The organism is Bacillus licheniformis DSM 13 = ATCC 14580, from assembly GCF_000011645.1.
Lineage (GTDB): Bacteria > Bacillota > Bacilli > Bacillales > Bacillaceae > Bacillus > Bacillus licheniformis.
This window is the reverse complement of the sequence record NC_006270.3, coordinates 2,624,067-2,648,259: the sequence shown is the minus strand read 5'-3', so window position 1 is coordinate 2,648,259 and position 24,193 is coordinate 2,624,067. Positions and strand designations below refer to the sequence as shown.

Sequence of the window (24,193 nt, the reverse complement as noted above, 5' to 3'; positions counted from 1 at the left end):
AATGGACAGACATCGCATCTTCCCGTGCGGAGCGATTTCAGCGGCAGCCGGAATCGCCTCCGCTCACTCTTCTCTTTATCTCTTCCTCGCCGTCGGTTTTTTTCTGTTCTTTATCCTCTGTTTCTTCAAAAAACAAATACTCCTTTTCGCTTTATGTGCAGCGGTTTGTATTTTATATTTTACTTCTTTTTACGTGATCGACCATTTCAATACAACGATTTATCATGAAGGCAAATTTCACACGCTCGCTTCTGTTCAGGATATTCCCGTAATAGACGGAGACCGGCTTTCTTTCACAGCCGAAACAGATGAGGGAGAAGCTTTGAAAGCGGGATATACGCTCCGGTCTCCACAAGAAAAACGGGCGCTCTCAGCTCTTCAGCCGGGCAGCCTCTGTGTCATGCAAGGTGAATTAAAAGAGCCGAAAAAAGAGACGGTTCCTGGCACTTTTAATCAAAAAGAATCCATGTATCAAAAAGGGATTCACTGGATTTTTGCAGTTCAGTCTATTACAAGCTGCAAGCCGGGCGGCGGCCTGATGCCATCTCTATTGAAAATCAGAAAAGCGGGCCTTGATTTTATAGAGGAAAATATGGCGGACTCGGCTGCCGGTATTGGAAGAGCGCTAATTTTCGGAGACCGGTTTCTCATTGAACAAGATGTCCTGGACGGCTATCAGCGTCTTGGAATCATTCACCTTTTAGCGATTTCCGGGCTTCATGTCGGTCTGCTCTCAGCCGCTCTGTTTTACATATTTATTCGCTTCGGCGTCACGAGGGAATGCGCAAAATGGCTGCTCGTGATCGGCCTTCCCGTTGCCGCAGTTTTGACCGGAGGCGCCCCGTCGGTGATGAGAGCGGTTTTCATGTCTGAAATCTATCTGCTGGCATCACTGTCTAAAAAGAACTTCAAAAGTGCCGATGTGATCAGCATTGCCTGCCTCGGACTGCTGCTGTATCATCCTTATCTGTTATTTCAAGCCGGATTCCAGCTTTCTTTTGCTGTATCCTTCGTTTTCATTCTTTCAAAGGAGATATTGACCAGGCCGAAAAGCCGAATCTCTCAGCTGCTATTGGGGTCATTTTTGGCTCAGCTCGCTTCCCTCCCGATTCTGCTTTTTCATTTTCAAGAGTTTTCATTTCTCAGCACATTAATGAATCTATTTTTTATACCTCTTTATATTTTCATCATCATGCCGCTGTCTTTCGGAAGCCTGCTTGCTTTCATATGTTTTCATCCCTTGGGGGAGGCGGCAGCCGCCGTTCTTGACCGTCTGCTTGTGTGGAGCCATCAGGCTGTTAAAACGGTGTCTGCCGCGGATGTTTCGGTCTTTTCTGCGGCTAAGCCGCCGGATCTTTTGTTGTTTTTCTACTTCACAGCCATTTTTCTGTTTTTGCTGTTGCTGGAAAAAGAGATGTCGCTTCGTGCGGTCATGATTCCGTCCGGCCTGCTTGCTGCTGTGTTTGTGATTCACGCATGTCTTCCTCAGCTTGCAGGTGAGGGAGAGGTTACAATGCTTGATATCGGCCAAGGGGACAGCATGTATGTCAGCGCTCCCGGTCAGAATGGCACGGTCTTCATTGATACGGGAGGAACCGTATCCTTCCGGAAAGAGCGGTGGAGAAAGCGGAAGAAGGATTTTTCATTGGGGGAGAGCGTGTTAATGCCTTTTCTGGCAACCAAAGGGGTCAAGAAGCTCGATGCTTTAATTTTGACCCATGCTGATCAGGATCATATCGGTGAAGCGCATGTGCTGATCCAAAAACATAAAGTGAAGCAATTGATCGTGCCGAAAGGCTTCGCAGCCGAACCGTCTGATGAAAAGCTGCTTCGCCTTGCCTTGAAGGAAGGCGTCGAGGTGAATGTAGCCAAAAGAGGTGACATCCTTCATATTGGCAATCTTGAATTTTATGTTCTTTCACCGAAAGAGGCGGACAAAAACAGCAAAAACAATGGTTCCCTCGTATTGTGGATGAAAGCAGGCGGATTTTCGTGGCTGTTAACTGGAGATTTGGAGAAGGAGGGCGAAAAGGAGATGATGGAAGTGTATCCGAATCTTAAAGCGGATATTCTGAAAGTCGGTCACCATGGAAGCAAAGGTTCGACGGGTGAAGAGCTGATCAAGCAAATTGAGCCGAAAACCGCCCTCATTTCGGCGGGGGAGCACAACCGCTACGGGCATCCCCACGGGGAAGTGCTGGACATCCTAAACCGCCACGATGTGAAGGTGTTCAGAACGGATCGGCACGGTTCGATTCAGCACCTATTTCGAGGCGGGAACGGAACGTTTTTGCTACATCCTCCATATGATAAAGTACATTCCCCGCAAGAAAAAATGACTGCTGAAAAACAGCAGTCGTCAAAAAGCCGCTTGCCTGACGGAGAGTAAAGCGGTGTCCATGACTTGGCTTGATTAAGCGGCCAGATGTATAACAGTAGCGATAATAAACATTGTAGCGAAAAAGCCAAAAGACACGATAAAACCGACACCTGAATCTACAAGATCGTTACGTTTGCTTTGCACGTCTTTTTCAAATTCATTCACAATTTACCCCTCCTATTGATATCCAGTATAATTCAATTCTTTGCAAAAATCTAGGAGCTTCATGCAACCGTTTTCTAAAATTTATGAACATCGTCTTCTATAAACTGACCCGGGGGTTTATGGAAGGCGTTTATTATAAATGAGAGAGCGGGTGACTCCGCTTCTCTCTTTACTAATTGCAAAACACGCTTTAGGATAGAAAGGAAGGATGAAAGAGGGGAAAGTGCAGATGACGGTATTTGATGTTTGGAAAAGCTTGAAAAAAGGCGACATTCATCCCGTTTATTGCTTGTACGGGAAAGAGACGCATCTTCTGCAGGAGACGGTTCAAAGGATCAGACAAGCCGTTGTTGATGAAGAGACGAAAGACTTTAACTTCTCGATATTTGATCTGGAAGAAGACGCGCTCGATCTTGCCGTGGAGGATGCGGAAACCTTTCCGTTTATGGGGGAAAGGCGTCTTGTCGTGGCGAAAAACCCGGCGTTTTTAACAGCTGAAAAAAAGAAGGATAAGCTTGAGCATAATCTCGGTGTACTGGAAGCTTACATTACGCAGCCGGCACCTTATTCCGTGTTTGTTTTGCTTGCGCCTTATGAAAAGCTCGATGAACGGAAAAAGCTGACCAAGCTCCTGAAAAAGCATGCGCACATGGTGGAAGCGAAGGAATTAACCGCCAAAGAAACGGCTGACTTTATCGCAGGCCTCGCGAAGTCGGAAGGCAAACAAATCGAACCGGAAGCGGCGGAGGAGCTTGTCCTGTTATGTCATGCAAGTCTGTCAGCCATTGCCCAGGAGGTTAAAAAGCTCAGTACATATACCGGTGACCGCGGAGAGATCACCATAGAGGATGTCAGAAAGCTTGTAGCGAGAGGGCTTGAACAAAATATTTTCGAACTGATCAATAAGGTCGTCAATCGGAAACGTACAGAAGCGCTGCAGATTTTCTACGATCTATTAAAGCAAAATGAAGAGCCGATTAAAATGATGGCGCTGATTGCTAATCAGTTCAGGCTGCTGATGCAGACCAAATATTTTTCTGACCAGGGATACGGACAAAAGCAAATCGCCTCAAACCTTAAAGTGCACCCGTTCAGGGTGAAGCTGGCGATCGAGCAGGCGAGGCTTTTTTCAGAGCAGGAGCTTAGGAACATTATCGAGCAGCTCGCCGTGATGGATTATGAAATGAAGACAGGCAAAAAAGACAAGCAGCTCCTGCTTGAACTGTTTTTGCTGAAGCTGCTGCAGCCTCATGAAAAAAACGGCCTCCTTTAAAGAGAGCCGTTTTTTTCATCCTTCACGCAAGCAAAAAAGCTTGGCATAGCCAAGCTTTCTATTATGCAGAAAGTCCGTTCACTTTTTTCGCTAGGTTTGATTTGTAACGAGCGGCGGTGTTTTTGTGGACAAGACCTTTTTTAGCTGCTTTATCGATTTTCTTTGCTGCTGCAGATAGAGCTGCTTTCGCTTTGTCTGCTTCGTTGTTGCTTACGAAAGTTTCAACTTGTTTCATAGCAGTGCGCATTGCAGATTTGATTGTTGCGTTGTGCGCGCGGCGCTCGTTGTTTGTTTTTGTGCGTTTGATCGCTGATTTAATGTTTGGCAATGTGTTTCACCTCCTAAGACATAACCTCTGTTCCTTTTCTATAGGTTAGATCTCAACAATAGAACAAATTGTATTCTATCAAACACACCCTTAGATTGCAATATAAATGTAAAGTATTTTTATTTGAAAGCTCCGCTTCGCGGGAATGTTTGCAGACCTTGTGGGCACACTAACACCAGTTATGTTTTTGGAGGGAATGCAAATATGGAGAAAAAGAAGCTCGATTTAAGTCAATATGCAGTCCGGACAGACTTAGCCGTGGAAGCGAGGGATCTGGCAGAGGAAAAGGAAGCTTCTCCAAAGAAAGAGCTGAAAGGGTTTACAGTCAAAGAATACGAAAAAGACGGGATCAAAATTCAGACGATGGATATTGATGAAGAAGGAGCGAAGCTGTCGGGGAAAAAAGCCGGCCGCTATTTAACCTTTGAAACACAAGGGATCAGACAGCAGGATTCCGTATTGCAGGAAAAAGTCGTCGATGTCTTCGCAAAGGAATTTTCCTCGTTTCTCGATTATTTGGGCATTCCGCGGGATGCCAGCTGCTTAATAGTCGGGCTCGGCAACTGGAATGTCACGCCCGACTCGCTCGGCCCCCTAGTGACGGAGAACCTTCTCGTGACGAGGCACCTGTTTCAGCTGCAGCCCGAAAATGTAGAGGAAGGCTACCGTCCGGTGAGTGCGCTTTCCCCGGGAGTCATGGGCTTGACCGGAATTGAAACGAGCGACATTATCCAAGGGGTGATCGATCGCTCAAAGCCCGATTTTGTCATTGCCATTGATGCGCTGGCATCAAGAGGGATCGAGCGTGTGAATTCTACCATTCAAATTTCAGACAGCGGGATACACCCCGGGTCTGGTGTGGGGAATAAAAGAAAAGAGTTAAGCAAGGATACGCTCGGCATTCCGGTCATCGCCATCGGTGTTCCGACAGTGGTCGATGCCGTCACGATCACGAGCGACACGATTGATTACATGCTGAAGCATTTTGGAAGAGAGATGAGAGACGACAGTCCGTCCAGGTCGCTCGTTCCCGCGGGGATGAGCTTTGGGAAAAGAAAGGTCCTCACCGAAGAAGACCTTCCCGATGAAGAGCACCGCAAATCGTTTCTCGGTATAGTCGGAGGCCTCGCAGAGGATGAAAAAAGGCAGCTGATCCATGAAGTCCTCGCTCCGCTCGGCCATAACTTAATGGTGACCCCTAAAGAGGTCGATACATTTATCGATGATATGGCAAATGTGATTGCAAACGGTCTGAACACAGCGCTCCATGAAAATGTATCGCAAGACAATAAAGGAATGTATAACCACTAAGATCAAGGCGGCTGGCCCGGCCGCTTTTTTTCATGACATTTAGCATTGCCGGAACTTGTTCTACTTCCTCTATCTTGTACATAGTCTATTTACTAGACAAGCTCTGGAGGGATTTACAATGAGAAAAAGAGGCAGGAATCGTCAGTTTGTGCTGGCTGTAAATGGAAGAAGCGCGGTTAAGACAGTATTCTTATTTATCGTCAGCCTGCTGCTCGTTTTTATTTTATCAGGCGTGCTCACATCGCTGCGTCCTGAGTTAAGGCCGTCTTCATCGTTGTACCGGGTGGCTGATGAACTGAAGGGCGAGACCTTTGGGCTCATTTTGGGAATGGAAAACCACTACTTTGCATCAGAATTGCCGGAACCGAATAAGCGCTTTGAGCTTTCCCCCCTCGTCCTGAAGCTGGCGACCAGCATTAATTTGAAAGATCCGCGAAGTTTTCTCGGACGGGAGCTTCCGGGATTCTCTCATTTTGACTCGGAAATCCTCATTGCCGGGCAAGGGACGGATTATACGAATATGCCGTCAGAATCTCCGCCGCCGACTGAGGTCTTAAAAGAGGAGAGAGAAGCGAATCTTGCAGAGCTTGAAGGGAAACAGAAAAAGAAAACAGACGGGGAAAAACCTCCTGAACAATCGACGGGCGGCCGCAAAGTCGTATTTATCTACAATACGCACAATACGGAATCGTATCTTCCCTTTTTAAAAGGTGAGGCAGATCCTGATCGGGCGATTCATTCGAAAGCAAATGTTACGCTTGTCAGCGATATGCTCGCAAATGCGATGAAATCGCAGGGCGTCGGGGCGATGGTGGATAAAACCGATTTTCAGGCGAATTTGCGGAAAAAAGGCTGGGCCTATGCCCGTTCCTATGATGAATCAAGGCCGGTCGTCAAAGAGGCGATGGCCCAGAACAAAGACTTGCAGTATTTTATCGATATTCACAGGGATTCGCAACGGAAGAAAGCGACAACCGCGACTGTCAAAGGAAAAAGCTATGCACGCGTTGCGTTTGTGCTCGGCAAGAAGAGCTCTAATTTCGAATCGAACTTAAAGCTGGCAAAAGAGCTGCATGAACGGATGGAAAAAAAATATCCCGGTTTGAGCCGCGGAGTTATATCTAAGGGAGCTGCCGGGGATAATGGCATATATAATCAGGATTTAAACGAAAGATCCGTCTTAATCGAATTTGGCGGCGTAGATAATAACCGCGAAGAGCTGGAGCGGGCTGCAGAAGCGATGGCGGATGTATTCAGCGAGATGTACTGGAATGCTGAAAAAGTTGATGCAGACTCCGGTGAAGACGATAAGAAAAAACAATAGAGGCAGGTGATCGAAGTGGCTTCTTTTATGGGAAAATGCATATTGGCTTGCGCTGTCATGTTTTTCGGCGTTCTTCTCGGCATGCAGCAGGCGAACAACGGAATGATTGAAATGAAAGGGTACGAGGACCCTGATTTAAAAGCAGCGCTCAGCATATCTGAAGGGGATGCGAAAGAGGCGTCAGTCCTCGGCCATCAAATCGATTTGGAGGAAAAACAAAAAGAGCTGGAACAGCTGGAAGCTTTCAACCTCTTTTCCTCGGCCGGCCGAGCCCTGGCCGATTCGGTCACAAACACAGCCCGTTCATTGTATGACTGGATAAAGGAAAAAACGGAATAGGTAAAAGAAAAAACGAGCCGGATGCAGGACTCGTTTTTTCTTTTTCGGGTTTAGAAAGCATATGTGACTTAGCATTGAATCTTCACAACCCTATTGATATAATCTAAGCTAGCGCATATTGCGTTTCATAGTAGGAGTGATTAGTGTGACAGATAAAGAAAAACGATTACAAAGGCAGTCGAGAATCCGAAATTTCTCTATTATCGCCCATATCGACCACGGCAAGTCAACGCTTGCGGATCGAATCTTGGAAAAAACGGCGGCAATCACTCAAAGGGAAATGAAAGAACAGCTCCTCGACTCAATGGATTTGGAACGTGAAAGAGGAATCACCATTAAACTGAACTCCGTACAGCTGAAATATCAGGCGAAGGACGGAGAGGAATATATTTTTCATCTGATCGATACCCCGGGACACGTCGATTTTACGTATGAGGTTTCGAGAAGCCTTGCCGCATGCGAAGGCGCGATTCTCGTCGTAGACGCCGCCCAGGGAATCGAGGCGCAAACGCTGGCAAACGTTTACCTTGCGCTTGACAACGACCTTGAAATCCTGCCGGTCATTAATAAAATCGACCTTCCGAGCGCAGAACCCGAACGCGTCCGCCAGGAAGTCGAGGATGTTATCGGTCTTGACGCTTCAGAAGCCGTCCTTGCTTCAGCAAAAGCAGGCATCGGAATTGAGGAAATATTGGAGCAGATCGTTGAAAAGGTTCCCGCACCAAGCGGAGATCCGGAAGCGCCGCTTCAGGCGCTGATCTTTGACTCCCTGTATGATGCTTACCGCGGGGTCGTCGCCTATATCAGAGTCGTGCAAGGTACCGTAAAAGCCGGTCAAAAAATCAAGATGATGGCGACCGGAAAGGAATTTGAAGTCACTGAAGTCGGCGTTTTCACACCGAAGGCCGTTCCGGCTGACGAACTGACTGTCGGCGACGTCGGATTCCTGACGGCCGCAATCAAAAACGTCGGAGACACTCGTGTAGGGGATACGATTACGAGCGCGGAAAACCCTGCACCCGAAGCCCTGCCAGGCTACAGAAAGCTGAATCCGATGGTTTATTGCGGCCTGTATCCGATTGATACAGCGAAATACAACGACTTGCGGGAAGCGCTTGAAAAACTTGAGCTGAACGATTCAGCCCTGCAGTACGAAGCGGAAACGTCCCAAGCTCTCGGATTCGGCTTCCGCTGCGGTTTCTTAGGGATGCTCCACATGGAAATCATCCAGGAGCGGATTGAACGCGAATTCAACATCGATTTGATTACGACGGCTCCGAGCGTAATCTACGACGTGTACATGACAGACGGTGAAAAAATCGTCGTCGATAACCCGTCAAACATGCCTGATCCGCAGAAGATCGACCGGGTGGAAGAACCGTTCGTCAAAGCGACGATGATGGTGCCGAACGACTTTGTCGGAGCGGTCATGGAACTGTGCCAGGGCAAGCGCGGCCAGTTTATTGATATGCAGTACCTTGATGCGAACCGCGTCAGCATTGTCTACGAAATTCCGCTTGCGGAAATCGTCTACGAGTTTTTCGATCAGCTTAAATCAAATACGAAAGGCTATGCGTCATTTGATTACGAACTCATCGGATATAAACCGTCCAAGCTCGTGAAAATGGATATTATGCTGAACGGCGAAAAAATCGATGCCCTTTCCTTTATCGTTCACCGCGATTATGCTTATGAACGAGGAAAAGTTATCGTCGAAAAGCTGAAAGAGCTCATTCCGCGCCAGCAGTTTGAAGTGCCTGTCCAGGCAGCCATCGGTACAAAAATTGTCGCCCGTTCAACCATCAAAGCAATGCGCAAAAACGTTTTGGCGAAGTGCTACGGCGGGGATATTTCCAGAAAGCGCAAACTGCTTGAAAAGCAAAAGGAAGGAAAGCGAAGAATGAAACAGGTCGGCTCTGTCGAAGTTCCGCAGGAAGCCTTTATGGCAGTCCTGAAAATGGACGACAGCGGCCCGAAATCATAATCATGAGCCGCCGCAGCGTAACACACTGCGGCTTCTTCCTGTAAAAGAAGGTGAAAACAATGAAAGCAGCATATATACATATTCCGTTTTGCGAGCACATTTGCCATTATTGCGACTTCAACAAGTTTTTTATTCAATCTCAGCCCGTTGATGAATATTTGCGTTCCTTAGAGAAGGAAATGGCCAATTCAATGGAGGCAACCGGACATCCGGAGCTGAAAACGATCTTTATCGGGGGAGGAACGCCGACATCGCTGTCGGCAGCTCAGCTCGAACGGCTCCTCGATTCCATTCATCGCGTTTTGAAACCGTCCGAAAGCCTTGCTGAATTTGCAGTGGAAGCCAATCCCGACGATTTATCAGCTGAAAAGCTGGATGTTTTAAAAGCTGCCGGTGTAGACAGGCTGAGCTTTGGCGTGCAGACGTTTGAAGACGAGCTGCTGAAAAAAATCGGCAGGGTTCACGAGCAAAAAGACGTACTCGTTTCGTTTGAAAGAGCGAGAAAGGCGGGGTTTGATAATATCAGCCTTGATCTGATGTTCGGTCTGCCCGGACAAACCATCGGCCACCTCGCTTCATCGCTCGATACGGCGCTTGCCCTCGGTGCTGAACACTATTCGGTTTATTCGCTGATCGTCGAACCGAAAACCGTTTTCTACAACTTGATGAAAAAAGGCCGGCTTCACCTGCCGCCGCAGGATCAGGAAGCTGAAATGTACGAACTCGTTATGCGGAAAATGGAAGAAGCGGGCATCGGCCAATACGAAATCAGCAACTACGCCAAAAAAGGATATGAGAGCAAACATAACCTCACATATTGGAACAATGAGGATTATTTCGGTTTTGGCGCGGGCGCACACGGTTATATCAATGGTGAAAGAACGGTAAATGCGGGCCCTGTCAAACATTATATCGACCTGATTGAACAATCCGGCTTTCCTTATAAGGAAAAGCACATGGTCACAAAAAATGAACAGATTGAAGAAGAAATGTTTCTCGGTCTTCGAAAAACTGAGGGAGTAAACAAAGAGCGCTTTTTCGAAACATATGGAAGATCTGTTGACGATCTCTTTCCGAAGGTGCTCCATTCGCTGGAAGAAACAGGGTTGATTGTGAACACGAACAAAAACGTGTTTCTAACACATAATGGAAAACTGTTGGGAAATGAAGTATTTCAGGCATTCCTGGGTGAGTTATAATTGACATTTTGATTTCGGTTTGGTAATTTTGATATACAATTAGCACTCAGTTGTGCCGAGTGCTAACAGGGGTGATATGGATGTTAACAAATCGTCAGCTGTTAATCTTGCAGGTTATCGTCAACGATTTCATTCGTTCAGCTCAGCCGGTAGGATCAAGAACGCTTTCCAAAAAGGAAGATATCACATTCAGCTCGGCAACGATCAGAAACGAAATGGCTGACTTGGAAGAGCTCGGTTTTATCGAAAAAACCCACTCATCTTCAGGCCGGATTCCTTCTGAAAAGGGCTATCGCTATTATGTCGATCATCTGCTTTCACCTGGAAAGCTGTCAAAAACGGACTTAAACATTATTCATTCGATTTTCAAAGAAAAAATCTTTGAACTCGAAAAAGCCGTGCAGAAGTCGGCCCAAGTGCTGTCCGACCTGACAAATTATACATCGATTGTCCTCGGTCCGAGACTGAGTGAAAACCATCTCAAACAGATCCAGATTGTACCGATTCAGCCCAAGAAGGCCGTTGCCATTCTAGTAACGAATACCGGCCATGTGGAGAATAAAACGATTAATTTCCCGGCGGAGGTCGATCTTTCCGATCTCGAGAAGCTGGTGAATATATTAAATGAACGCCTTAGAGGCGTGCCGATCTCAGAACTGAAAGACAGGATTTTCAAAGAGGTTGTCATCTTCTTGAAGTCGCACATTCAAAATTACGATACGATTTTGCACGCGCTCGGCGCAACGCTGGATTCATCTGTTCAAACCGACCGGCTGTTTTTCGGCGGCAAGATTAACATGCTGAACCAGCCCGAATTTCACGATATTGACAGAGTGAAATCGCTATTGTCGCTCATTGAGAAAGAACAGGAGATTCTCCGGCTCTTTCAGTCGACTGAGTCCGGAATTACCATCAAAATCGGCAAAGAAAACGACTATGAAGAGATGGAAAACTGCAGCCTGATTACCGCAACATACACGGTCGGCTCAAAACAGATCGGCTCCATTGCGGTCATCGGACCGACGCGCATGGACTACTCCCGCGTCGTCGGCTTGCTTCAGCACGTATCATCTGACTTGTCAAAAGCGCTGACAAGTTTGTATGATGGGTAAGGCAGTACCTGAAAACAAACAGAAGGGAGGAATCCCTTCTTTATCATGAAACTCATCCTTTAAGGGAGGTGAACACAGATGGCAGAAGAAAAACAAAACGAAGAGCTAAACGAACAAGAGGAACTGAACGAGACAGAAGCGGAGACAGCCGAAGCTGAACAAACGGCTGCTGAAGCTGATGCCCCGGCAGAAGAAACTCAAACAGAAATGCTTGAAAAACAACTAAAAGAACTTCAAGAACGTCTTGAAGAAAAAGAAAATAAACTTTTACGTGTTCAGGCGGACTTTGAAAACTACAAAAGACGCGCACGCCTTGATCTCGAGGCTGCTGAAAAGTACCGCTCCCAGCGCATCATCAGCGATTTGCTGCCGGCGCTTGACAACTTTGAGCGCGCACTTCAGATCGATCCTGACAATGAGCAGACGAAAAGCCTGCTTCAAGGAATGGAAATGGTGCACCGTCAAATTTTGGAGGCTCTTAAAAATGAAGGAGTTGAACAGATTCCATCAGTCGGAGAGCAATTTGACCCGAACATGCACCAAGCTGTTATGCAGGTTGAGGATGAAGCGTACGAATCAAACGCAGTCGTTGAGGAACTGCAAAAAGGCTATAAACTTAAGGACCGGGTGATCCGTCCTTCTATGGTAAAAGTCAATCAATAACTACATAGCAGGAGGTAAAAATCATGAGCAAAGTAATCGGAATCGACTTGGGAACAACGAACTCATGCGTTGCAGTGCTTGAAGGCGGAGAGCCGAAAGTCATCCCAAATCCAGAAGGAGCCCGCACGACTCCTTCAGTTGTCGCATTTAAAAACGGAGAACGCCAGGTGGGTGAAGTGGCGAAACGCCAGTCCATCACGAACCCGAACACGATCATGTCGATCAAGCGCCACATGGGCACTGACTATACAGTTGAAATTGAAGGCAAAAAGTACACGCCGCAAGAAGTGTCTGCCATCATCCTTCAGCATTTGAAATCATATGCTGAAAGCTATTTGGGCGAAACCGTGTCTAAAGCCGTGATCACAGTTCCTGCATACTTCAACGATGCAGAGCGTCAAGCGACTAAAGATGCCGGTAAAATCGCCGGACTTGAAGTTGAGCGGATCATCAACGAGCCGACTGCAGCTGCGCTTGCCTACGGTCTGGATAAAACGGAAGAAGATCAGACGATCCTCGTCTACGACCTTGGCGGCGGTACATTCGACGTTTCCATCCTTGAATTGGGAGACGGCGTATTCGAAGTTCGCTCTACAGCGGGTGACAACCGCCTTGGAGGAGACGACTTTGACCAAGTGATCATCGATCATCTCGTCTCAGAATTCAAAAAAGAAAACGGCATCGACCTTTCTAAAGACAAAATGGCGCTTCAGCGCTTAAAAGATGCTGCTGAGAAAGCGAAAAAAGACCTTTCCGGCGTATCTTCTACGCAAATTTCCCTGCCGTTTATCACAGCGGGTGAAGCAGGTCCGCTGCACCTTGAATTGACACTGACCCGCGCGAAGTTTGAAGAGCTGTCTTCACACTTGGTAGAGCGCACAATGGGTCCTGTACGCCAGGCTCTTCAAGATGCGGGACTTTCTGCAAGCGAAATCGACAAAGTCATCCTTGTCGGCGGATCAACACGTATTCCTGCCGTTCAGGAAGCGATCAAAAAAGAAACTGGAAAAGAAGCGCATAAAGGCGTCAACCCTGACGAAGTCGTAGCCCTTGGTGCAGCAATTCAAGGCGGCGTCATCACAGGCGATGTCAAAGATGTTGTCCTTCTGGACGTAACTCCGCTGTCACTTGGTATCGAAACGATGGGCGGCGTGTTCACGAAGCTGATTGAGCGCAACACGACAATCCCGACAAGCAAGTCCCAAGTGTTCTCAACAGCGGCCGACAACCAAACAGCGGTTGACATCCACGTGCTCCAAGGTGAGCGCCCAATGGCTGCCGACAACAAAACGCTCGGACGCTTCCAGCTTACAGATATCCCGCCGGCTCCTCGCGGCGTACCGCAAATCGAAGTGTCATTTGACATTGATAAAAACGGTATCGTCAACGTCAGCGCGAAAGATCTGGGCACTGGCAAAGAGCAAAACATCACGATCAAATCTTCTTCAGGCCTTTCTGACGACGAGATCGAGCGTATGGTGAAAGAGGCTGAAGAAAACGCCGAAGCAGATGCGAAGAAAAAAGAAGAAATCGAGCTTCGCAACGAAGCGGACCAGCTTGTCTTCACAACTGAAAAAACGCTGAAAGATCTTGAAGGCAAAGCCGATGAAGCACAGGTGAAAAAAGCGAATGAAGCAAAAGACGCGCTAAAAGCTGCGATCGAGAAAAATGACCTTGATGAAATCAAGGCGAAAAAAGATGAGCTGCAAGCGATCGTTCAAGAGCTTTCAATGAAGCTTTACGAAGAAGCCGCAAAACAGGCTCAGGCTCAGCAAGACGGCGGAGCTGGCGCTAAAAAAGCCGATGATAATGTCGTGGACGCTGAATATGAAGAAGTAAACGACGACAAAGATCAAAAATAATCGAAATAAAATGTGCTGTGCTTACCCCGGTTTGCACAGCACATGACCTTACAGGCGATGAAAGTCAAAGTCAGGATCTCTTGACTTTGACTTTTTTCTTCCTAAAGGACAAAAGGAATTGAAAAAACATAATTTGAAATGATACAATCTAATTTATGTGAGAAAATCGGGAGTGTGAAGAGATGAGTAAGCGTGATTACTATGAGGTGCTTGGGGTAGGTAAGAGCGCTTCTAAAGATGAGATTAAAAAAGCTTACCGCAAGCTTTCTAAAAAATATCACCCGGACATCAACAAAGAAGCCGGAGCGGCTGAAAAATTCAAAGAAGTCAAAGAAGCCTATGAAACACTTTCTGATGACCAAAAACGGGCCCATTACGACCAGTTCGGCCACACCGACCCAAATCAAGGATTCGGAGGCGGAGGTTTCGGCGGAGGCGACTTCGGCGGCTTTGGGTTTGACGATATTTTCTCAAGCATTTTCGGAGGCGGCGCAAGGCGGAGAGACCCGAATGCCCCGAGGCAGGGTGCCGATCTGCAGTATACGATGACACTGTCATTTGAAGAGGCAGCCTTCGGAAAAGAGACGACGATCGAAATTCCGCGTGAAGAAACGTGCGAAACATGCAGCGGCTCCGGCGCAAAACCGGGAACAAAGCCGGAAACATGTTCACACTGCGGCGGATCAGGCCAGCTGAACATGGAGCAGTCAACACCGTTCGGAAAAGTTGTCAACAGAAGAGTATGTCATTACTGTAATGGAACGGGTAAGCAAATCAAGCACAAATGTTCAACTTGCGGCGGCACAGGAAAAGTGAAAAAACGCAAGAAAATCAATGTCACCATCCCGGCGGGTGTGGACGACGGCCAGCAGCTTCGAGTAGCCGGACAGGGCGAACCGGGGATCAACGGCGGTCCGTCAGGTGACTTATTCGTCGTTTTCCGCGTCCAAGAGCACGAATTTTTCGAGCGCGATGGAGACGATATTTACTGCGAAATGCCGCTGACATTTGCACAGGCTGCCCTTGGAGATGAAATCGAAGTGCCTACTCTTCACGGAAAAGTAAAATTAAAAGTGCCGGCGGGCACCCAGACGGGCACCAAGTTCCGCTTAAAAGGAAAAGGCGTTGCCAACGTGCGCGGGTACGGACAAGGCGATCAGCACATCGTTGTCCGCGTCGTGACACCGACGAATTTAACAGAAAACCAGAAAAATATTCTCCGCGAATTTGCAGAAGTGAGCGGAAATATGCCGGATGAACAGGAAATGAGTTTTTTCGATAAAGTAAAGCGCGCCTTTAAAGGCGATTAATGATTGGATGAGGAGTTGGTAGTATGAAATGGTCCGAAATCTGCATTCACACGACACATGAAGCGGTTGAGCCCATCTCGAATATTTTGCATGAAGCTGGTGCGAGTGGAGTAGTGATTGAAGATCCGCTTGATTTAATTAAAGAGCGTGAGAATGTATACGGAGAAATCTACCAGCTCGATCCCAATGATTATCCTGATGAAGGAGTCATCATCAAAGCGTATCTTCCGATCAACAGCTTTTTGGGGGAGACCGTAGAAGGAATCAAAGAAACGATCAATAATCTGCTGCTGTATGATATTGACCTTGGACGCAACAAAATCACCATCAGCGAGGTTAACGAAGAAGAATGGGCGACAGCATGGAAAAAATATTATCATCCCGTGAAAATTTCCGAGAAGTTTACGATTGTTCCGACTTGGGAAGAGTACACACCGGTTCATACGGATGAACTCATCATCGAGATGGACCCGGGAATGGCGTTTGGAACAGGCACCCACCCGACAACCGTCCTTTGCATACAGGCGCTTGAAAGGTATGTGAAAGAAGGGGATTCGGTCGTGGACGTCGGAACGGGAACCGGCATTTTGAGCATTGCTTCAGCCATGCTTCGCGCCAAACAGGTTGAAGGATATGATCTCGATCCTGTAGCCGTTGAAAGCGCCCGCTTGAACTCCAAGCTCAATAAAGTCAGCGATCATATCGAGATTAAGCAAAATAATCTGCTTGACGGCGTCGAAGGCGAAAAAGACATCATCGTCGCCAATATCCTGGCCGAGGTCATCTTGCGCTTTACGGATCAAGCATACAGCCTGTTGAAAGACGGCGGCTATTTCATCACTTCGGGGATCATCCAGCAGAAAAAACAGGAAGTCAAAGATGCACTGGTGAAAGAAGGCTTTACGATCGTTGAGGTTCTTTCAATGGAGGACTGGGTCAGCATCATCGCTAAAAAATAATCGTTAGTAGGTGTGACAAGCGTATGCAACGATATTTTATCGAACAATCAAAACAAGAGGTCACAGCCGCACCCGCATTCTCGATCAAAGGCGAAGACGTTCATCACATTGCGACTGTGATGAGGATGTCTCCCGGAGATGAGGTCATTTGCTGTGCAAAAGACGGCCATGAAGCGAAATGCCGGATCGAGTCCGTCACTAAAGAAGAGGTTTTATTGAGCGTTATCGAATGGACGGGGGAAACACGCGAACTGCCCGTCCAGATCCATATTGCAAACGGCCTTCCAAAAGGAGATAAGCTGGAATGGATCATTCAAAAAGGGACAGAGCTCGGTGCAAGCTCGTTTATTCCTTTTCAGGCATCGCGCTCCGTTGTTAAACTTGATGAAAAAAAGGCAAAGAAAAAACGGGAAAGGTGGGCGAAAATCGCCAAGGAAGCGGCAGAACAGTCCCACAGAAACGCGATTCCCGATGTGGCGCCGGTTCACACGTTTCAACGTTTGCTTGAGAGCCTTGAGGACTTCGATAAATGTGTCGTTGCATACGAAGAGTCATCAAAGCAAGGCGAGACGAGCCGGTTTCAATCCGTGCTCAAAAGCCTTTCTGAAGGATCATCCGTACTCATGGTGTTTGGTCCTGAAGGCGGATTTACAGAAGAGGAAATTGAGGCGCTAAAAGAAAAAGGTGCCCTCGCCTGCGGGCTCGGTCCGCGGATCTTAAGGGCGGAAACAGCTCCGCTGTACGCGTTGGCGGCAGTTTCTTATCATACAGAGTTATTAAGAGGTGAATAACAATGGCAACCGTTGCATTTCATACACTTGGCTGCAAGGTCAACCATTATGAAACAGAAGCAATCTGGCAGCTTTTTAAAGAAGCCGGCTACGAAAGAAAAGAATTTGAAAGTTCGGCGGACGTATACGTCATTAATACATGCACCGTCACAAATACGGGTGATAAAAAGAGCCGCCAGGTGATCAGACGGGCGATCCGCCAAAATCCTGACGCCGTCATTTGCGTGACAGGGTGCTACGCCCAGACTTCCCCGGCGGAAATCATGGCGATCCCGGGCGTTGATATCGTCGTCGGTACACAAGACCGCGAAAAAATGCTCGGCTATATTAAGCAGTACCAGGAAGAAAGACAGCCGATTAACGGCGTCAGCAATATTATGAAAGCGAGAGTGTTTGAGGAGCTTGATGTTCCTGCATTTACCGACAGAACGCGTGCTTCTTTGAAAATTCAAGAAGGCTGCAACAATTTCTGCACATTCTGCATCATTCCGTGGGCGCGCGGCCTGCTTCGTTCCCGCGACCCTGAGGAAGTCATCCGCCAGGCGCAGCAGCTCGTTGATGCCGGCTATAAAGAAATCGTTTTGACCGGTATCCATACCGGCGGTTATGGAGAAGATATGAAAGACTACAACTTTGCGCAGCTGTTGAAAGAATTGGACAGCCGTGTGAAAGGTCTGAAAAGAATCCGTATCTCTTCAATCGAAGCGAGCCAAATTACAGACGAAGTCATCGAAGTGCTTGACCGCTCAGACAAGATCGTCAGACACCTTCACATCCCGCTTCAATCCGGCTCAAACAGCGTTTTAAAGCGGATGAGAAGAAAGTATACGATGGAGTTTTTCGCCGACCGGCTGACAAAACTCAAAAAAGCTCTTCCGGGGCTTGCAGTCACCTCTGATGTGATTGTCGGCTTCCCGGGTGAAACGGAAGAAGAATTCATGGAGACGTATAACTTTATCAAAGAACACAAGTTTTCCGAGCTCCACGTCTTCCCGTACAGCAAACGGACCGGAACCCCTGCAGCACGCATGGACGGCCAGGTTGACGAAAACGTGAAAAACGAAAGGGTTCATAAACTGATCGCTCTTTCAGACCAGCTTGCGAAAGAATATGCATCAGACTATGAAGGCGACGTTCTGGAGATCATTCCGGAAGAGCCGTTCACGGAAACGGGCGAAGGCAACCTGCTTGTCGGCTACACGGACAACTATATTAAAGTCGTTTTCGAAGGTTCAGAAGACCTGATCGGCCAGCTTGTTAAAGTGAAGATCTTAAAAGCCGGCTATCCGTACAACAAAGGACAGTTCGTCCGCGTCGCGGAAGACGACGTCCGCGAAAACATCCGCTTATCGTCATAAATCATCAATTCAGCCGGTTCACAAAAAAGGTGTTCCGGCTTTTTTTGCGAATATCTTAAGCAAACAACCACCTAAAAAGGAGTCAGGATGATGACAAAACAAATTGCGCGAATGATCGATCACACTGCATTGAAGCCAGATACCGTCAAATCCGAAATCGAAGCGCTTTGCAAAGAAGCGCGTGTTTACGGTTTTGCCTCCGTTTGTGTCAACCCTTGCTGGGTGAAGCTTTGCGCCGAGCTTCTTAAAGAGTCAGAGGTGAAAGTATGTACAGTTATCGGCTTTCCTTTAGGTGCAGCGTCTCCGGAAACAAAAGCCTTTGAAACCAGGCAGGCAATTGCAGACGGTGCCGGTGAAGTTGATATGGTGATCAACATCGGTGCACTAAAAGACCGCGATACGGGAACAGTGGAACATGACATCAGGGCGGTGACAGACGCGGCCGACGGCAAAGCTCTTGTAAAAGTCATCATAGAGACGTCGCTTTTGACGGATGAAGAAAAAAGGCTGGCTTGTGAACTGGCCGTAAAAGCAGGCGCCGACTTTGTCAAAACATCGACCGGTTTTTCCGGCGGCGGTGCGACAGTCCGGGATATAAAACTGATGCGGGAAGCTGTCGGACCTGATATCGGCGTTAAAGCTTCAGGTGGCGTCCGCGATAAGGAAAGCGCACTTGCCATGATTGAAGCCGGAGCGACGAGAATCGGAGCGAGCGCCGGCGTGTCGATTGTCAAAGGGTTAACAGCGGATGAAGACTACTAATCAAACAAAAACCAGGCGTTTATCGGGCCTGGTTTTTGTTTGGAATGAGAAACATGATCAGCGAATGAAACAGATTTGAGAGCGGCAAAAACAATAGGGACGTGACGACGTTGAACAGCAGGCTGAAATGGGCAATCTGCTGGGCGGGGCTTTCGGACAGTCCGGAGATAAAGCCTGTGATTGATGAGAGCAGAGGGTATACAGCTGCTACACCAATGACATTAAACAGAACATGGGCATAAGCTGTTTGCCTGGCTGCAGCTCCGCCTTTGAAGGATGCCATCACGGCCGTAATGCATGTCCCGATGTTGGAGCCAAGAACAACGCTCATCGCTTCGGTCAATCCGACGACACCTTGATCCATAAAGCTCATCAGGATGCCGACACACGCCGAACTGGAATGAATCATCGCGGTCAAAACGGTGCCGATGAACAAAGCGTAAAGCGATGAATCTTCGGCAAGCTGCACGATATAAGCGCCCGAGTCTAGCTGTGACAACGGCACGGCAAGCCGGCTGAAACCGCTGATACAGAAAAAAATAACCCCCAAGCCGATCATGCTTACGCCGACTTGCCGAAAAGGGGATTTTCCGGCAATGAAAAGAGCTGCACCTGCGGCCAAAAGGGCAAAAATCAAAAATTCCAGCTTCACCGCCAAAAATTCCGTTGTGAAAGTGGACCCGATGTTTGTCCCTAAAATGAGCGGAATCGAACGTTTAAATGAAAGAGCGCCTACTGAGACAAACCCTATGACGATCACCATAAATGCCGAGCTGCTTTGCAAAATCCCCGTAAATATAATACTGACCAAAAAAGCTTTCACCGGATGATCCGTGAAAAACAGCAGCCGCTTTTCGATTTTTTCAAATGTTAGTGAAATCAGGCCTTTTCTCAGCATGCTCATGCCTTTGAGAAAAAGAACGATCAATAATACGAACAAGATCAAGATCATCATCAGTTTTTCGAACAGCCTCCTTTATAAATATATACAGACAAGCTGCCGAAATCATGACTGAACAATAAAACGATTCTCCTTGGTTGACCTTACCGGAGGCTTATATTATAATGTCAAAGTACATGTTTATATGTATGTCTTTTTTTAAAGCAGTCGATTGGTGTATTCGGAGGGAGGGAAAGAGAATGTCAAAAACGGTCGTTAGAAAAAACGAATCGCTTGAAGATGCTCTTCGTCGCTTCAAACGCAGTGTATCAAAGACAGGTACTTTGCAGGAAGCAAGAAAGCGTGAATTTTATGAAAAACCTAGCGTAAGACGCAAGAAAAAGTCTGAAGCTGCAAGAAAGCGCAAATACTAAAAGAGGGTGGATTTATGAGTCTTCTTGAGCGGCTGAATCAAGATATGAAGCTCTATATGAAAAACCGTGAGAAAGACAAACTGACTGTCATTCGCATGGTCAAAGCTTCGCTTCAAAACGAAGCAATCAAGCTTAAGAAAGACAGGCTGACCGATGATGAAGAACTGACTGTTCTTTCTCGTGAATTAAAACAGCGTAAAGACTCCCTCCATGAATTTTCAAACGCTAATCGTTCAGATTTAGTAGATAAAGTTCAAAAAGAGTTAGACATTCTGGAAGCTTATATGCCTGAACAGCTGACGGAAGAAGAGCTGCTCGACATCGTCAACGAGACGATCGCCGAAGTCGGGGCTTCTTCAAAAGCGGATATGGGCAAAGTGATGAGCGCTGTCATGCCGAAAGTCAAAGGCAAGGCGGACGGCGGTCTCGTCAATAAGCTTGTCAGCAAACAACTGTCTTGAGAAAAAGACGCCTTTTAAGCAATTAAAGGCGTCTTTTTTTGTGCGTGTTCATACAATAGAAAAGTAGTAGAAAGATGAAACCTTTGCTACATGTATAACGTATGTAATGTTAATGATAATAGGGGAAGGAGGCCTCATCCATCATTGCTGCTGAAAAAATTTAGAATTTTTGTTGCTCTGGCCTGCGGTTTTGTTTTATTCTTATTACTAGGCGTTCATTTGACCGTGAAAGCGGATGGAGATACAGTGTATGTCATTCCGATCGAAGAAACCGTTGAAAAAGGGCTTTCAAAATTTCTTGAGCGCTCATTTCAAGAAGCGGAAGATATGTATGCCAAACATATCATACTCGATATCAATACCCCCGGCGGAGCGGTCGACGCAGTCCTTGACATGGCTGATACGATACATAACTCCGACATTCCGGTGACCGCTTATGTGAATAGAAGGGCTCTGTCCGCAGGCGCTTACCTCGCCTTGAATGCAGACGATATTTATATGGCGCCCGGCGGAAAAATGGGAGCTGCCGCGATCATTGACACGCAGGGAAATGCCGCTGACAAAAAGTCGGAATCGCTGTGGCTGGCTGAAATGGAAGACGCAGCCAAAAAAAACGGACGTGATCCGAAATACGCTCTCGCGATGGCCGATGCAGACGTCGATGCTAAAGAAGTAGGGGCGCCAAAGGGCGAGCTGCTCACATTAAGCCCTGACAAAGCGCTGAAAGTCGGCTATTCCGAAGGCACAGTTTCGAGCCTTGATGATCTTTTGAAAAAGCTGAATTTGAAGGATGCCAAAATCGAGCGTGCCGAGGTAAGCTTTGCCGAAAAGGTGGCCAGGTTTATCACGCATCCGGTCGTGATTCCGATTCTTCTTTCAATCGGAAGCCTCGGGCTGATTGTGGAGCTTTATTCTCCTGGTTTTGGGATCCCCGGCTTTATGGGACTCACCGCATTGCTGCTCTTTTTCTACGGTCATCTCGTCGCCGGGCTTGCCGGAATGGAAACGATCCTTCTGTTTGCAGCAGGCATTATTTTAATCATTTTAGAGATTTTTCTGCCGGGCGGAATAGCAGGGATTGCCGGCCTGATCGCAATTGTTGCGAGCCTCTTTTTAGCTTCGGGAAGCTTTAAGGTCATGGCCGTCTCCATTTTGATTGCAACTGCTGTTTCGATAGCGGCATCCATTCTATTGACAAGGGTGTTGGGTAAGCGTATGAAATTTTTTAAAAAATTGATCTTAACCGACTCGACAAGCACAGAAAGCGGATACGTGTCAAATGAAAGCCGGCGCGATTTAATTGGCAAAATCGGCGTCACGTATACACCGCTCAGACCGTCCGGAACGGTCATCATCGACGATGAACGGCTTGATGTTGTATCTGAAGGCTCGTTCACCGCAAAGGATAAGAAAGTGAAAGTGGTTAAAGTGGAAGGCTCACGCATTGTTGTGAGAGAATTATAAATTACATTTTTAGGAGGAATATAATGGATCCGTCAACACTGTTTCTTTTACTTATTATCGCAGCCGGAATCATCCTACTAGCTGTCTTCTTTACATTCGTCCCGGTCATGCTGTGGATCTCGGCTTTGGCCGCTGGTGTTAAAATCAGCATTTTCACACTGATCGGAATGAGGCTCCGCCGCGTCATTCCAAACCGCGTGGTGAACCCGCTCATCAAAGCGCACAAAGCGGGACTTGATGTTGCCATCAATCAGCTGGAAAGCCACTATCTTGCAGGGGGTAATGTTGACCGGGTCGTCAACGCGCTTATCGCTGCCCAACGTGCAAACATTGAACTTACATTCGCCAGATGTGCGGCCATCGATTTAGCGGGCCGTGACGTGCTTGAAGCCGTTCAAATGAGCGTTAATCCGAAAGTCATCGAAACGCCGTTTATTGCCGGTGTAGCAATGGATGGTATCGAAGTGAAAGCAAAAGCGAGAATCACGGTTCGCGCTAACATCGACCGCCTTGTCGGGGGAGCGGGCGAAGAAACGATCATTGCCCGTGTCGGCGAAGGGATCGTTTCGACAATCGGTTCTTCCGATAATCATAAAAAAGTGCTTGAAAACCCAGATATGATTTCACAAACCGTATTGAGCAAAGGGTTGGATTCAGGTACAGCGTTTGAAATTCTATCGATCGATATCGCTGACGTTGACATCGGCAAAAACATCGGAGCGATTCTGCAAACCGACCAGGCTGAAGCCGATAAAAACATCGCCCAGGCGAAAGCGGAAGAGCGCCGCGCCATGGCGGTTGCGCAAGAACAGGAAATGCGCGCCCGCGTCGAAGAAATGCGCGCCAAAGTCGTCGAAGCCGAAGCCGAAGTGCCGCTTGCAATGTCTGAAGCTCTCCGCAGCGGAAAAATCGGCGTCATGGACTACCTCAATATGAAAAACATCGACGCCGACACTGACATGCGCGATTCTTTCGGAAAGATGACGAAAGACCAAAATGAAGAGGATCATAAATAAACAAGCCCCTGTAAAAAGGAGGGAGCTCATTGCTTGATATCCTGTTCGACAATCCGATTATCATGGCGGCCATCATCGCAGCCATTTCCTTCATATTCAACAAGCTCGGAAAAAACGATGAAAATGAAGAAGCGAAGCGAAAACCGGCGCCTGAACAGCAGAGGACGCAGACGCCGAAGCCGAAACAGACGGCGCAGCACCGTCCTGCAAAAAATAAAAACCAGCGGCCGGCAGCGGCAGCTGCAAACAGCGCAGATATGGAAGCAGAGCTCCGCAGAATCAAAGAAGATGCCGAGCGTTCCATGCCGGCCGTTGAACGGACCATTAAAAAGCAGAGCAGCCGGGTGATCAACCGGAAGCAAGAGCTGCTCGACATGAATAAAAAAACAATAGTTCAAGGCATTGTCCTCAGTGAAGTATTCGGCCCTCCGCGGTCGAGAAAGCCGCATTACACAATGAGGCGCCGGCCTAAAATTTAAGTATTAGAACCCCCTTCTCACTCATACATATGAGATGAAAGGGGGTTCTTTTTTTATGGCGCAAAGAAAAAACCGCATCAAAGCGTGGCTGACAAGAACACTGGAAATTCCCCCTGATGTCATGATGGATCTTCCGAGAATTACGATGATAGGAAGACTTCACATATATATTGAAAACCACAGAGGGCTTTTGCTTTTCAGCGATACGGAAGTAAGGCTGATGCTCAAACAGGGGCAGTGCATCATTCAAGGCAAAGACTTTGTCATCAAAACGATTTTGCCTGAGGAAATTCTGCTTGAAGGCACGATTGAGCTTGTCCGCTATATCGATTCATAAGT

At 47.5% G+C, this 24,193-nt stretch carries 24 protein-coding genes; 21 read left to right on the top strand and 3 right to left on the bottom strand.

Annotated elements, in window-relative coordinates:
* Position 1: 1 nt before the first annotated feature.
* Positions 2-2,389 carry a DNA internalization-related competence protein ComEC/Rec2 gene (locus tag TRNA_RS35120; protein WP_009327865.1) on the top strand — a complete coding sequence of 796 codons (2,388 nt, stop codon included), beginning with the start codon at positions 2-4 and terminating at the stop codon, positions 2,387-2,389.
* Positions 2,390-2,413: 24 nt separating this feature from the next.
* On the opposite strand, the gene TRNA_RS43360 is transcribed toward TRNA_RS35120, so the two are convergent.
* Positions 2,414-2,545: a YqzM family protein gene (locus TRNA_RS43360; RefSeq protein WP_003183686.1), complete on the bottom strand. Its 132-nt coding sequence runs from the start codon at positions 2,543-2,545 to the stop codon at positions 2,414-2,416.
* Between the two features lie 229 nt (positions 2,546-2,774).
* Here TRNA_RS43360 and holA point away from each other — a divergent pair, with 229 nt between their 5' ends.
* Positions 2,775-3,818 carry a DNA polymerase III subunit delta gene (holA, locus tag TRNA_RS35110; RefSeq protein WP_009327866.1) on the top strand — a complete coding sequence of 348 codons (1,044 nt, stop codon included), beginning with the start codon at positions 2,775-2,777 and terminating at the stop codon, positions 3,816-3,818.
* 61 nt (positions 3,819-3,879) lie between these two features.
* Here the strand turns inward: holA and rpsT are convergent, their stop codons facing one another.
* Positions 3,880-4,146: a 30S ribosomal protein S20 gene (rpsT, locus tag TRNA_RS35105; protein ID WP_003183682.1), complete on the bottom strand. Its 267-nt coding sequence runs from the start codon at positions 4,144-4,146 to the stop codon at positions 3,880-3,882.
* Positions 4,147-4,350: 204 nt separating this feature from the next.
* Between rpsT and gpr the strand changes: the two genes are divergently transcribed.
* The 13 genes from gpr (at position 4,351) to deoC (ending at position 19,120) form a co-directional block, all read left to right on the top strand.
* The gene (gene gpr, locus TRNA_RS35100) at positions 4,351-5,457 is read left to right on the top strand and encodes a GPR endopeptidase (protein ID WP_009327867.1); all 1,107 of its coding nucleotides are present in this window, start codon (positions 4,351-4,353) and stop codon (positions 5,455-5,457) included.
* A 118-nt stretch (positions 5,458-5,575) separates the two neighbouring features.
* The gene (spoIIP, locus tag TRNA_RS35095; RefSeq protein WP_003183678.1) at positions 5,576-6,781 is read left to right on the top strand and encodes a stage II sporulation protein P; all 1,206 of its coding nucleotides are present in this window, start codon (positions 5,576-5,578) and stop codon (positions 6,779-6,781) included.
* A 15-nt stretch (positions 6,782-6,796) separates the two neighbouring features.
* Positions 6,797-7,120 carry a YqxA family protein gene (locus tag TRNA_RS35090; RefSeq protein ID WP_003183676.1) on the top strand — a complete coding sequence of 108 codons (324 nt, stop codon included), beginning with the start codon at positions 6,797-6,799 and terminating at the stop codon, positions 7,118-7,120.
* Positions 7,121-7,265: 145 nt separating this feature from the next.
* Entirely contained in the window at positions 7,266-9,104 is a 1,839-nt protein-coding gene (lepA, locus tag TRNA_RS35085; RefSeq protein WP_003183674.1) for a translation elongation factor 4, read from the top strand.
* A gap of 59 nt (positions 9,105-9,163) precedes the next feature.
* A complete protein-coding gene (gene hemW, locus TRNA_RS35080; protein ID WP_009327869.1) occupies positions 9,164-10,303 on the top strand; it encodes a radical SAM family heme chaperone HemW in 1,140 nt (379 codons plus the stop codon).
* An 80-nt stretch (positions 10,304-10,383) separates the two neighbouring features.
* Positions 10,384-11,415 carry a heat-inducible transcriptional repressor HrcA gene (gene hrcA, locus TRNA_RS35075; RefSeq protein WP_003183671.1) on the top strand — a complete coding sequence of 344 codons (1,032 nt, stop codon included), beginning with the start codon at positions 10,384-10,386 and terminating at the stop codon, positions 11,413-11,415.
* A gap of 78 nt (positions 11,416-11,493) precedes the next feature.
* On the top strand, positions 11,494-12,078 hold the full coding sequence (gene grpE / locus TRNA_RS35070; protein ID WP_003183669.1) for a nucleotide exchange factor GrpE: 585 nt from the start codon (positions 11,494-11,496) through the stop codon (positions 12,076-12,078).
* A 23-nt stretch (positions 12,079-12,101) separates the two neighbouring features.
* Positions 12,102-13,940 (top strand): molecular chaperone DnaK, encoded by a 1,839-nt coding sequence (dnaK, locus tag TRNA_RS35065; RefSeq protein WP_003183668.1) that lies wholly within the window; start codon positions 12,102-12,104, stop codon positions 13,938-13,940.
* Between the two features lie 182 nt (positions 13,941-14,122).
* A complete protein-coding gene (gene dnaJ / locus TRNA_RS35060; protein ID WP_003183667.1) occupies positions 14,123-15,250 on the top strand; it encodes a molecular chaperone DnaJ in 1,128 nt (375 codons plus the stop codon).
* 23 nt (positions 15,251-15,273) lie between these two features.
* Positions 15,274-16,209, top strand: a complete 936-nt coding sequence (gene prmA, locus TRNA_RS35055; protein WP_003183664.1) for a 50S ribosomal protein L11 methyltransferase — start codon at positions 15,274-15,276, stop codon at positions 16,207-16,209.
* Between the two features lie 23 nt (positions 16,210-16,232).
* A complete protein-coding gene (locus TRNA_RS35050; RefSeq protein WP_003183662.1) occupies positions 16,233-17,000 on the top strand; it encodes a 16S rRNA (uracil(1498)-N(3))-methyltransferase in 768 nt (255 codons plus the stop codon).
* Between the two features lie 2 nt (positions 17,001-17,002).
* Positions 17,003-18,358 (top strand): tRNA (N(6)-L-threonylcarbamoyladenosine(37)-C(2))-methylthiotransferase MtaB, encoded by a 1,356-nt coding sequence (gene mtaB / locus TRNA_RS35045; RefSeq protein WP_003183660.1) that lies wholly within the window; start codon positions 17,003-17,005, stop codon positions 18,356-18,358.
* A gap of 90 nt (positions 18,359-18,448) precedes the next feature.
* Entirely contained in the window at positions 18,449-19,120 is a 672-nt protein-coding gene (gene deoC / locus TRNA_RS35040) for a deoxyribose-phosphate aldolase (RefSeq protein ID WP_011198130.1), read from the top strand.
* A gap of 19 nt (positions 19,121-19,139) precedes the next feature.
* Here deoC and TRNA_RS35035 read toward each other — a convergent pair whose 3' ends face one another.
* Positions 19,140-20,075, bottom strand: coding sequence for a Na/Pi symporter (locus tag TRNA_RS35035; RefSeq protein ID WP_003183656.1), 936 nt, complete (start codon positions 20,073-20,075; stop codon positions 19,140-19,142).
* Positions 20,076-20,260: 185 nt separating this feature from the next.
* On the opposite strand from TRNA_RS35035, the gene rpsU reads away from it, so the two are divergent.
* The 6 genes from rpsU (at position 20,261) to yqfC (ending at position 24,191) form a co-directional block, all read left to right on the top strand.
* Positions 20,261-20,434 carry a 30S ribosomal protein S21 gene (gene rpsU / locus TRNA_RS35030; RefSeq protein ID WP_003183654.1) on the top strand — a complete coding sequence of 58 codons (174 nt, stop codon included), beginning with the start codon at positions 20,261-20,263 and terminating at the stop codon, positions 20,432-20,434.
* A 14-nt stretch (positions 20,435-20,448) separates the two neighbouring features.
* Entirely contained in the window at positions 20,449-20,895 is a 447-nt protein-coding gene (locus tag TRNA_RS35025) for a GatB/YqeY domain-containing protein (protein WP_003183651.1), read from the top strand.
* A gap of 144 nt (positions 20,896-21,039) precedes the next feature.
* On the top strand, positions 21,040-22,359 hold the full coding sequence (locus TRNA_RS35020; RefSeq protein WP_011198129.1) for an NfeD family protein: 1,320 nt from the start codon (positions 21,040-21,042) through the stop codon (positions 22,357-22,359).
* Positions 22,360-22,382: 23 nt separating this feature from the next.
* Entirely contained in the window at positions 22,383-23,375 is a 993-nt protein-coding gene (floA, locus tag TRNA_RS35015; RefSeq protein WP_003183647.1) for a flotillin-like protein FloA, read from the top strand.
* Positions 23,376-23,404: 29 nt separating this feature from the next.
* Positions 23,405-23,854 (top strand): hypothetical protein, encoded by a 450-nt coding sequence (locus TRNA_RS35010; RefSeq protein WP_003183645.1) that lies wholly within the window; start codon positions 23,405-23,407, stop codon positions 23,852-23,854.
* A gap of 55 nt (positions 23,855-23,909) precedes the next feature.
* Positions 23,910-24,191 (top strand): sporulation protein YqfC, encoded by a 282-nt coding sequence (yqfC, locus tag TRNA_RS35005; protein ID WP_003183644.1) that lies wholly within the window; start codon positions 23,910-23,912, stop codon positions 24,189-24,191.
* The last annotated feature ends 2 nt before the right edge of the window (positions 24,192-24,193 follow it).

Coding starts and splice junctions, on each gene's coding strand:
- TRNA_RS35120 (WP_009327865.1), top strand. CDS start 2: ATGGACAGACATCGCATCTTCCCGTGCGGAGCGATTTCAGCGGCAGCC.
- holA (WP_009327866.1), top strand. CDS start 2,775: ATGACGGTATTTGATGTTTGGAAAAGCTTGAAAAAAGGCGACATTCAT.
- gpr (WP_009327867.1), top strand. CDS start 4,351: ATGGAGAAAAAGAAGCTCGATTTAAGTCAATATGCAGTCCGGACAGAC.
- spoIIP (WP_003183678.1), top strand. CDS start 5,576: ATGAGAAAAAGAGGCAGGAATCGTCAGTTTGTGCTGGCTGTAAATGGA.
- hemW (WP_009327869.1), top strand. CDS start 9,164: ATGAAAGCAGCATATATACATATTCCGTTTTGCGAGCACATTTGCCAT.
- hrcA (WP_003183671.1), top strand. CDS start 10,384: ATGTTAACAAATCGTCAGCTGTTAATCTTGCAGGTTATCGTCAACGAT.
- grpE (WP_003183669.1), top strand. CDS start 11,494: ATGGCAGAAGAAAAACAAAACGAAGAGCTAAACGAACAAGAGGAACTG.
- dnaK (WP_003183668.1), top strand. CDS start 12,102: ATGAGCAAAGTAATCGGAATCGACTTGGGAACAACGAACTCATGCGTT.
- dnaJ (WP_003183667.1), top strand. CDS start 14,123: ATGAGTAAGCGTGATTACTATGAGGTGCTTGGGGTAGGTAAGAGCGCT.
- prmA (WP_003183664.1), top strand. CDS start 15,274: ATGAAATGGTCCGAAATCTGCATTCACACGACACATGAAGCGGTTGAG.
- TRNA_RS35050 (WP_003183662.1), top strand. CDS start 16,233: ATGCAACGATATTTTATCGAACAATCAAAACAAGAGGTCACAGCCGCA.
- mtaB (WP_003183660.1), top strand. CDS start 17,003: ATGGCAACCGTTGCATTTCATACACTTGGCTGCAAGGTCAACCATTAT.
- deoC (WP_011198130.1), top strand. CDS start 18,449: ATGACAAAACAAATTGCGCGAATGATCGATCACACTGCATTGAAGCCA.
- TRNA_RS35035 (WP_003183656.1), bottom strand. CDS start 20,075: ATGATGATCTTGATCTTGTTCGTATTATTGATCGTTCTTTTTCTCAAA.
- rpsU (WP_003183654.1), top strand. CDS start 20,261: ATGTCAAAAACGGTCGTTAGAAAAAACGAATCGCTTGAAGATGCTCTT.
- TRNA_RS35025 (WP_003183651.1), top strand. CDS start 20,449: ATGAGTCTTCTTGAGCGGCTGAATCAAGATATGAAGCTCTATATGAAA.
- floA (WP_003183647.1), top strand. CDS start 22,383: ATGGATCCGTCAACACTGTTTCTTTTACTTATTATCGCAGCCGGAATC.
- yqfC (WP_003183644.1), top strand. CDS start 23,910: ATGGCGCAAAGAAAAAACCGCATCAAAGCGTGGCTGACAAGAACACTG.